The sequence below is a fragment of the Bradyrhizobium sp. genome (genome assembly GCF_035701725.1).
Lineage (GTDB): Bacteria > Pseudomonadota > Alphaproteobacteria > Rhizobiales > Xanthobacteraceae > Bradyrhizobium.
The window spans coordinates 1-9,305 of sequence record NZ_DASSRP010000376.1 but is presented as its reverse complement, the minus strand read 5'-3'; the positions used below and the strand labels follow the sequence as shown (position 1 = coordinate 9,305).

Here is a 9,305-nt window from a genome sequence, read left to right as displayed (position 1 = left end):
CTTGTCCTTGATGTACTGCCAGATGATCCGGGTCATCTCGTCGCCATCGAGTTCGACGACGGGGTTGGTCACCTTGATTTTTGCCATGGGAAGACGGGCCTTTGTTGAAAGAGCGCCTTTGAGTCGGCGCGGAAACCGGATTGAGCCCCGGCCTATAGCACTGCCTGTGCGGCTGCGAAAGCCGAGTGGCTATGCAGTTTCAGCCCATCTTTTGGCCCGCAGCTCCAGGTGTTCGATGGCAACCGGCGGAGATTCGCTTTTGGGTCAGAATGTCCGATTAAGCCGATTATTTTGCTTGAGAAACGGCGCCTGGCGGGCCAACGAAGGGGCGGGTGGCGCTCCCAGCGGCCGCGGTCGAGAAGCAAAGAGATGTCCGGTACCGATAGAACCAAACCCAGCCTCGATCTCGCAGGCCCCGTCGTCATCCTGGTCGAGCCGCAGCTCGGCGAGAACATCGGCATGGCGGCGCGGGCGATGGGCAACTTTGCGCTTGATCGGCTGCGCATCGTCAATCCGCGCGACGGCTGGCCGAACGTGGCCGCGCAGCGCGCCGCGGCCGGCGCCGATCACATCATCAATGGCGTCGAATTGTTCGACACGGTCGAAGCGGCGGTCGCCGACTGCACGCTGCTGTTCGCGACCACCGCCCGCGCCCACGACCAGGCCAAGCCCGTGGTTGGCCCGGAAGCGGCAGCAAGCGAGATGGTCGGCCAGATTAAGACCGGTGGTACCGTCGGCATCCTGTTTGGCCGCGAGCGCTGGGGGCTAACCAACGAGGAGGTCGGGCTCGCCAACCGCATCATGACGTTTCCGGTCAATCCCGGCTTTGCATCGCTCAACCTGGCGCAGGCGGTGCTTCTCGTTGGTTACGAATGGTTCAAGCTCTCGACCGCGAACCGTTTGCCGTTCGCAGCGACGGAACGCTCCGAGCCGGCCTCGCAGCACCAGATGCAGGCGTTCTTCGACAATCTGGTGCGCGAACTCGACAAGGTCGAGTTTTTGCGGCCGGCCGAAAAGCGCGACACCATGCTGGTCAACCTGCGCAACATCTTCACCCGGATGGAGCCTACCAAGCAGGACATGCATACGCTGCATGGGGTGGTGATGGCGATCGCGGAGGGACGCAAAGGTCCCGCCAAAGGCGGCGTGCTCGACGGCGCGCAGGCAACGCGGCTGCGCGCGCTGCTGGCCGAGCAGGGCGGTGCGACCTCCGATGGCTCCAGCACCGTGCGCGGATTGGCGCGGCTGTTGCGCCGTAATCCGACCGATGCCGAGCGCATCCTGTGGCAGGCGTTGACCCGGGACCGCCGTTTCGCCGGCCAGTTCAAGCGGCAGACGCCGGTGGGCCGCCAGATTCCGGATTTCGTCTCCTTCGTGCACCGGATCGCTATCGAGCTGACGAACCCGGGCGAATCCGACGCCATCATCAAGGATCGCACCGAGCGGCGGGCCTGGCTGGAGGCGCGGGATTACCGGGTGCTGGATATGGCGGTCGCGGACGTCGAGCGCGACCTGGAGGCCGAGCTTGAACGGCTCTCAAAACTTCTCTGAGTACCATTTTGCTGGCCTCGCATGAATTTCTGCGCCGTTGCCAGGATTAAGCCGGCCGGATTAGGGTTTTGTCCCCAAGTAAGAACAAACATCAGGGAGAGCCCAAATCATGCGTCGCGTTCAACTCGCCGCACTTGCATCACTTGCCAGCTTTGCCATCACGCCAGCGGCAAGCGCGCAAACGCCAACGCCGGGTACATTGCAGGTCCCCGCGAAAACCCTTCCGACCCCGACCGACGTCAGTCCGCAGCTTCAGAAGATCATCGGCGCACCGCTGAGGACGAACTGGGACCTGCGTCCCAAGACCGGGGAGGAGTGGAAGCCGGTCGCGGATGCCGGCGCCGAGGCGCTGATGAAGAACGTGCCCGGCATGATGGAACGGTTGAAGGTCAAGGTCGAGAAGACCACGATCGACGGCGTGCGCGCCTTCATTCTCACGCCGGAGACGATCGCGCCGGAGAACCGTAACCGCCAGCTGATCCACATGCATGGCGGCTGCTATGTGCTCAACCCACGCGAAGCATCGTTGCCGGAAGCGATATTCATGGCGGGCTTCGGGCATATCAAGGTGGTCTCGGTCGAGTACCGCATGCCGCCGGAAGCGTATTTTCCGGCTGCACTCGACGACGGCATCACCGTCTACAAGGCGCTGACAAAGACCATGCCGGCGAAGAACATGGCCTGGTTCGGCACCTCCGCGGGCGGCGCGCTGGTGCTGGAGATGGGACTGAAGGCGAAAGAGCTCGGCCTGCCGATGCCGGGCGCGATCGCCTCGGGCACGCCGATGTCGGATGTGACGAAGGTCGGCGATACCTTCCAGACCAACGCCATGGTCGACAACGTGCTGGTCTCGCCCGACGGCTTCTGCGACGCCGGCACGATCGTCTATGCGGCCGGCCACGACCTCAAGGATCCGATGCTGTCGCCGGTCTATGGTGACATGCACGGCTTCCCGCCGACCATCCTCACCAGCGGCACGCGCGATTTGCTCCTGAGCAACACCGTTCGGGTTCACCGCAAGCTGCGTCAGGCGGGCGTCGAAGCCGCGCTACAGGTCTATGAAGGCATGGCGCATGCGCATTACATTCGCGACGACACCGCGCCGGAAACCAAAGAAGTGTTCGAGGAAATCGCCGGCTTCTTCGACAAGCATCTCGACAAGTAAGTTGAGGGTGGCAAGAGTGGGGCGGCGTCAGCGCCGCCCTTTCATTCTAGACGGCCAGGAGCTGTTCGTCCGCGCCTGCTGCGCGCTTGGGTTTCTTCACCTTTGGGACGAACAGCGAGCCGGCGGCAAGACCTGCGGTATCGGCAACGGCGGGATCGCGCGTCACCATCGCTGCGACGATCGCGCCGTCCATCAGTAGTCCAAGCTGATGCGCGAGCACCGCCGGTTCGGACGCGCCCATCTCGCCGGCGAGTTTCTCGATATAGGCCAGCACGACCTTCTTGTGCCGCATCGCGATCGCGCGGAGTTGCTTCTGGTCCTTGTCGTGCTCGCCGACCGCGTTGATGAAGGGGCAGCCGTAGAAACGTTCCTGGCGGAACCAGTTCTTCAGCGCCGGAAAAATCCGCGCGAGTTTTTCCTGCGGGCTGCCGCCGCCGGCTTCGACCGCGCCGATAAACCATTCGCGCCACTGCTTGCCTTCGGTCTCGAGCACGACGTGCACGAGGTTGTTCTTGGAGCCGAACAGTTTGTAGAGCGTGGTCTTGGCGGTTCCGGCCTCGTTGATAATGGCGTCGATGCCGGTGGCGTTGATTCCGTTCTTGCAGAACAGATGCGTCGCCGCGCTCAACAGACGTCCGCGCGCGGATTCATCGTCGCTCGCCTCGTGATGCGCCGGTGCCGAACGCGTCTTCGAAGATGGCTTTCCCATGGCGTCAATTAATCCGACTGGGCCGCGCTCTTCAAGTCGCATCTTGCCTGTGAGCATTTTGATCGTTCGATGCGCGCAGATGCATCGCGATTGAGCAGAAGGCTGCTGATCGGTTTTCAGGCAGTCCTGGCTAAGCGGCTAAAGCGGCTTTGCATTTCCTTTCGTCGGGGTTCTGGCACGCTTCATGCAGGAAACAGACCGTTCGGTATCCTCGCTCCTAGGGAGAAACTAAATGACCGCGGTCGCCCAAAAAACAGCACTCACCGGCTGCCTCGCCCCGATCGATAAGCAAGGTCTGGAACAGCTCATCGCCAACGGCAAAGCCAACCCGAAGGTTATCAAGACCTTGAAGTGCAAGACGGTCGCCGAAGGCAAGTTCCGCCACGCCAACTACATCCGCAACCTCGCACCCTATATCGTCGACGAACCGCCGGGTCTGCTTGGCGACGACACCGCACCGAATCCGTCGGAGGCTTCGCTCGCCGCGCTCGGTTCCTGCCTTGCGGTTGGCCTCCATGCCAACGCCGTGCATCGGGGCTGGACGGTCAACAAGCTCGAACTCGAACTCGAGGGCGACCTCAACATTACCGCGGTCTGGGGTACCGGCGATGTCAGTGAAAAGCCGGTCGGTTTCACCGATGTGCGCGTCAAGGTCGACATGGAATGCGAAGGCATTCCGAAGAGCGAGATCGATGCGCTGGTTGCGCACGTCAAGAAGTGGTCGCCGGTCGCCAACACCTTCACCCGTCCGGTCAATCTCGAAGTCAGCGCGTCCTGAAGATTGAACGAAACCGGCCAAGGCGGAGGGTGTCATGGGTTCAGTGGCTTTAAACCGGCACGTGGTTGGCGATGAGGTCGCCTCGGCATCGATCACCGATCAGGTCGCGACCATCGCCCGCGCGAATCTCGCCCCCATGGCGTCCGCCATCGACGACGGCACGCTGTATCCTGACGAGTTGCTGCATCGCCTCGGCGATGTCGGCGCTTGGGGAAGTCATCTGCCCAGGAATGGCGCAGCCGATCTGCGCTGCGCCATTCAATCCATCGCGGCTCTCGGTGAAGTCTGCGGCGCCACCGCCTTCATGGCGTGGTGTCAGAATACGCTGGTCTGGTACGCAGCCAATTCGAGCAACCCGGCGCTGGTTGCGAAATTCGGCGACAAATTCGCGACCGGGCAGCTGCTCGGCGGCACCGGCCTGTCCAATCCGATGAAGAGCTTCTTCGGCATCGAGAAGCTGAAATTGAAGGGGCGCAAAGTCGACGGCGGGTACCTTGTCAGGGGCGCGCTGCCCTGGGTCTCAAATCTCGGGCCGAACCATTTTTTCGGCACCATTTTCGAACGCGAGGACGAGCCCGGCGGCATCGTGATGTTCCTTGCCGATTGTTCGGACCCTGGCATCAGCTTGCAGCCGTGCAAGCCGTTTCTCGCGATGGATGGCACCGGCACCTACGGCGTGCAATTCCGCGACGTCTTCGTGCCCGACGATCTCATCCTGGCCGACCCGGCGGGTAATTTCGTCAAGAAAATCCGCGCGGGTTTCATCCTGCTTCAGGCCGGCATGGCCACCGGCCTGATCCGCGACTGCATCAACATCATGAAAGAGGTCGATCAGTCCCTCGGTCACGTCAATCGCTACCTGCCGGAGCAGCCGGTCAATTTCGGCGAATTGCTCGACGAAATCGAGAATGAAGCGATGGCGCTCGCGGCCGATCCGTACAACGAAGAAGAAAGCTATTGGCGCCAGGTCGTCGCTCTTCGGCTGCGCGCGGGCGAGGCGAGCGTCGCAGCCGCGCACGCGGCGATGCTCCACTGCGGCGCGCGCGGCTACCTGAAAAGTCACCGCGCCCAGCGACGGCTCCGCGAGGCCTATTTCGTTGCCATCGTGACGCCCGCCACCAAACAACTTCGAAAGATGCTGGCGGACATGTGAGGTTTTCGACCCCGACCAACTTGCACTTCAAAACCAGGAGAGGCTGCCATGACGGACGTTCTGATTTCTGCCAGCGAACTCGCCGAATTCATTGCAAAGGAGCCGTGTGTCATCATCGACACCCGCAACCCCGATGCCTATGCCGCCGGACATCTGCCCAATGCGGTGAATGTGCATGAGATCTTTACCTACCTGGCGACCTCGACGCCGGAAGGCATACATGAACTGAAGACGAAATTCGCCGATGCGTTTGGCAAAGCGGGGCTCTCCGGCAAGGAAACCGCCGTTATCTACGAACAGTCGATGAATTCCGGCTTCGGTCAGTCCTGCCGCGGCTACTACCTGCTCACCATGCTCGGCTATCCCAAGGTCAAGGTGCTGCACGGTGGATACGACGCCTGGGTCGCCAAGGGCCTGCCGACCACCACTGCCGTGCCGTCGCCGAAACCTGCTTCGTTCGCGATCGTGCCGGAAGCCGGCGATATCCTGATCGACGCCAAGACCATGCTGGCCGCCGTCGGCAAGCCCGGTATTGCGCTGCTCGACGTGCGCGACATCGATGAATGGATCGGCGAAAGTTCTTCGCCCTACGGCAAGGATTTCTGTCCGCGCAAGGGTCGTATTCCCGGCGCGGTGTGGCTCGAATGGTATCGCATGATGAAGCCGACTGCCGAAGGGCCGCGCTTCAAGTCGAAGAACGAAATCCTTGCCGAATGCGCCACGGTCGGCATCACCCAGAACACGCCGGTCTATCTCTATTGCTTCAAGGGCGCGCGGGCCTCGAACACCTTCCTTGCGCTGAAGAACGCCGGCGTGAAGGACGTGCGCATGTATTTCGGCTCTTGGAACGAATGGTCGCGTGATCCGTCGCTGCCGATCGAAGAGGGCCTTCCGGTTGAGCCAAAGCTGACCGAAAAGGCGGCATAAAACCTGCATGTTTTTTCATCGCCCGGCCATATCCGCGGCCGGGCGATGAACTTGCCGGTGTGGCGGGATGCCGCACGTCTGATGCGTGAGGGACTACAAGCATGCCGATCTTTGACGATCCCTTCGATGCCGAGCGCGAACTTTCGCGGACCGGTTGCGTTTGCGGCCGCCATCGGTCCGATGCCGAGCATACACAAGCGGCGCTTGCCCTGCGTTGCGAGCCAGTTGCCAGTGAAGAAAAGCGGTACGAAGGCGTTGTCGCATCTGCCGTCATGCGCGCGATGTTCCCGAAGGATGCCGCGCGGCGCGCATTTCTCAAATCCGTCGGCGCCGCGACGGCGCTGGCTGCGATCTCGCAATTCTTCCCGCTTAAGACCGCGACCGAAGCGTTTGCCGACACCGGCGCGCCCGAGAAAAAGGACCTCAAGGTCGGCTTCATTCCGATCACCTGTGCAACGCCGATTATCATGGGCGCGCCGCTCGGTTTCTATGCCAAGCAGGGGCTCAACGTCGAGGTGGTGAAAACCGCCGGCTGGGCCGTGGTTCGCGACAAGACCATCAACAAGGAATACGACGCTTCTCACATGCTCGCGCCGATGCCGATTGCCATTTCACTGGGCCTTGGCGCGCAGGCGATCCCGTTTGCGGTGCCCGCGATCGAGAACATCAACGGGCAGGGCATCACGCTTGCGATGAAGCACAAGGACAGGCGCGATCCCAAAGAATGGAAGGGCATGAAGTTCGCCATTCCCTTCGACTATTCCATGCACAACTACCTGCTGCGCTATTACCTGGCCGAGCACGGTCTCGATCCAGACACCGACGTGCAGCTCCGCTCGGTGCCGCCGCCGGAAATGGTCGCGAACCTCCGTGCCGACAATATCGACGGCTTTCTCGCGCCCGACAACATCTGCCAGCGCGCGATCTATGACGGCGTCGGCTTCATGCACATCCTGTCCAAGGAAATCTGGGACGGCCATCCCTGCTGCTCTTTCGCGGCGAGCAAGGAATTCATCACGACCGCGCCGAACAGTTTCGCGGCACTGACGCGGGCCATTCTCGACGCCACTGCCTATGCCTCCAAGGCGGAGAACCGAAAGCAGATTGCCGAAGCCATTGCGCCCGCCAATTACATCAACGCGCCGGTCACGGTGCTGGAGCAGGTCTTGACCGGGACCTATGCCGACGGGCTGGGCGGCATCAAGACCGATCCCAAGCGCGTCGATTTCGATCCGTTCCCCTGGCAATCGTTTGCGGTCTGGATGCTCACGCAGATGAAGCGGTGGGGCCAGATCAAGGGTGATGTCGATTACAAGTCGATCGCCGAGCAAGTCTATCTTGCGACCGGCACGCGCAAGGCGATGGCGGAGATGGGGCTTGCCGCGCCCGAGGCCGCCTACAAGTCGTTTGCCGTAATGGGCAAGACCTTCGACCCGGCCAAACCCGACGACTATCTCAACAGCTTCAAGATCAGGAAGTCGTCGTGAGGAAGCCCGCTTCCGTGTCCCGGACGCGATGCAGCGCGCAGCACTCTGTACGTAGCGTTGCGTCGCAGAGCCGGGACCCATTGAGCCTCGTTGGGTCCCGGTTCAGCAGCGCATCACTCCGCTCGGCTTCGTGCCGCGCTGCGCCCGGGACACGGGACCTGCGGAGGTTAGCATGACCCCCTCACTCCGCCTTCGCGCAAGTGTCATCTCGGTCTCGCTGTTTCTTGCCTTCATCGGCGTCTGGCATCTCGCCACCCGCAGCAACAGCGCGGTCGCCAATATGAGCCCGGAATACGCCAAGCTGATGGGCGCGACCGCAACGCAGGGCAAGTCGGCGATGCCAGGCCCGCTCGAAGTCGGCGCCAAGCTGTGGGAGCATCTGAAGCGGCCGTTCTATGACAATGGCCCCAACGACAAGGGGCTCGGTATCCAGCTCGGCTATTCGATTGCACGCGTCGGTCTCGGCTATCTCTTGGCGGTTGTCGTCGCCATTCCCCTCGGCTTCTTGATCGGGATGTCGCCCCTGATCAGCCGCGCACTCGATCCGTTCATCCAGGTTCTCAAACCGATCTCGCCGCTCGCCTGGATGCCCCTTGCGCTCTACACCATCAAGGATTCGGGCCTGTCGGCGATCTTCGTGATCTTCATCTGCTCGGTCTGGCCGATGCTGCTCAATACCGCCTTTGGCGTTGCGGCCGTGCGCAAGGAATGGATCAACGTTGCGCGCACGCTCGAAGTCGGCGCGCTGCGGCGGGCCTTCACCGTGATCTTGCCAGCGGCTGCGCCGACGATTTTGACGGGCATGCGGATTTCAATCGGGATTGCCTGGCTTGTGATCGTGGCGGCGGAAATGCTCGTGGGAGGTACCGGCATCGGCTACTTCGTCTGGAACGAGTGGAACAATCTTTCGATCACCAACGTCATCATCGCCATTCTCCTGATCGGGCTGGTCGGCATGTTGCTCGACCAGATCCTGGCGCGCTTCACCCGCATGGTGACGTTCCCGGAATGATGCGATGACGGATAAATTCATTTCGATCGAGGCGATTGCCAGGCGATATCCAGGCGTGGGCGGCGGCGAGGTCGCGGTCTTCGAAAATCTCTGGCTATCGATACCGCGCGGCGAATTTGCCTGCGTGATCGGTCATTCCGGCTGCGGCAAGACCACCGTGCTCAATATTCTGGCTGGGCTTGATACCCCGAGCGAAGGCGTGGTGATCGTGGATGGCGAGGCCATTCAGGGCACGAGCCTCGACCGCGCGGTGATCTTCCAGAGCCACGCGCTGTTGCCGTGGCGCACCGTGCTCGGCAACGTCGCCTATGCCGTGACGTCGAAATGGCGCGACTGGGACCGCGCCAGGGTGAGGGCGCATGCACTGAAATTCATCGATCTTGTCGGGCTCAGCGGCGCCGAACACAAACGGCCTTCAGAATTGTCCGGTGGCATGAAGCAGCGCGTCGGGATTGCGCGCGCGCTCTCGATCACGCCGAAGATCATGCTGATGGATGAGCCGTTTTCGGCGCTCGACGCCTTG

At 61.9% G+C, this 9,305-nt stretch carries 9 protein-coding genes; 8 read left to right on the top strand and 1 reads right to left on the bottom strand.

Annotated features, from left to right (window positions below; all coding sequences use genetic code 11):
- The first annotated feature begins 369 nt into the window (after positions 1-369).
- Both VFL62_RS22650 and VFL62_RS22645 read left to right on the top strand, forming a co-directional pair.
- Positions 370-1,551 carry a TrmJ/YjtD family RNA methyltransferase gene (locus tag VFL62_RS22650; protein WP_325174628.1) on the top strand — a complete coding sequence of 394 codons (1,182 nt, stop codon included), beginning with the start codon at positions 370-372 and terminating at the stop codon, positions 1,549-1,551.
- Between the two features lie 109 nt (positions 1,552-1,660).
- Entirely contained in the window at positions 1,661-2,716 is a 1,056-nt protein-coding gene (locus VFL62_RS22645) for an alpha/beta hydrolase fold domain-containing protein (protein WP_325174627.1), read from the top strand.
- 46 nt (positions 2,717-2,762) lie between these two features.
- Here VFL62_RS22645 and VFL62_RS22640 read toward each other — a convergent pair whose 3' ends face one another.
- On the bottom strand, positions 2,763-3,425 hold the full coding sequence (locus VFL62_RS22640; RefSeq protein WP_325174626.1) for a TetR/AcrR family transcriptional regulator: 663 nt from the start codon (positions 3,423-3,425) through the stop codon (positions 2,763-2,765).
- A 232-nt stretch (positions 3,426-3,657) separates the two neighbouring features.
- Here VFL62_RS22640 and VFL62_RS22635 point away from each other — a divergent pair, with 232 nt between their 5' ends.
- From VFL62_RS22635 to VFL62_RS22610, 6 genes are all read left to right on the top strand, one after another.
- Positions 3,658-4,203, top strand: a complete 546-nt coding sequence (locus VFL62_RS22635) for an OsmC family protein (RefSeq protein WP_325174625.1) — start codon at positions 3,658-3,660, stop codon at positions 4,201-4,203.
- Positions 4,204-4,237: 34 nt separating this feature from the next.
- On the top strand, positions 4,238-5,356 hold the full coding sequence (locus VFL62_RS22630) for an acyl-CoA dehydrogenase family protein (protein WP_325174624.1): 1,119 nt from the start codon (positions 4,238-4,240) through the stop codon (positions 5,354-5,356).
- Positions 5,357-5,404: 48 nt separating this feature from the next.
- On the top strand, positions 5,405-6,283 hold the full coding sequence (locus tag VFL62_RS22625) for a sulfurtransferase (protein WP_325174623.1): 879 nt from the start codon (positions 5,405-5,407) through the stop codon (positions 6,281-6,283).
- Between the two features lie 101 nt (positions 6,284-6,384).
- Positions 6,385-7,770, top strand: a complete 1,386-nt coding sequence (locus VFL62_RS22620) for a CmpA/NrtA family ABC transporter substrate-binding protein (RefSeq protein WP_325174622.1) — start codon at positions 6,385-6,387, stop codon at positions 7,768-7,770.
- A gap of 172 nt (positions 7,771-7,942) precedes the next feature.
- The gene (gene ntrB / locus VFL62_RS22615; RefSeq protein ID WP_325174621.1) at positions 7,943-8,782 is read left to right on the top strand and encodes a nitrate ABC transporter permease; all 840 of its coding nucleotides are present in this window, start codon (positions 7,943-7,945) and stop codon (positions 8,780-8,782) included.
- Positions 8,783-8,786: 4 nt separating this feature from the next.
- A partial coding sequence (locus VFL62_RS22610; RefSeq protein ID WP_325174620.1) for an ABC transporter ATP-binding protein occupies positions 8,787-9,305 on the top strand: 519 nt, incomplete at its 3' end.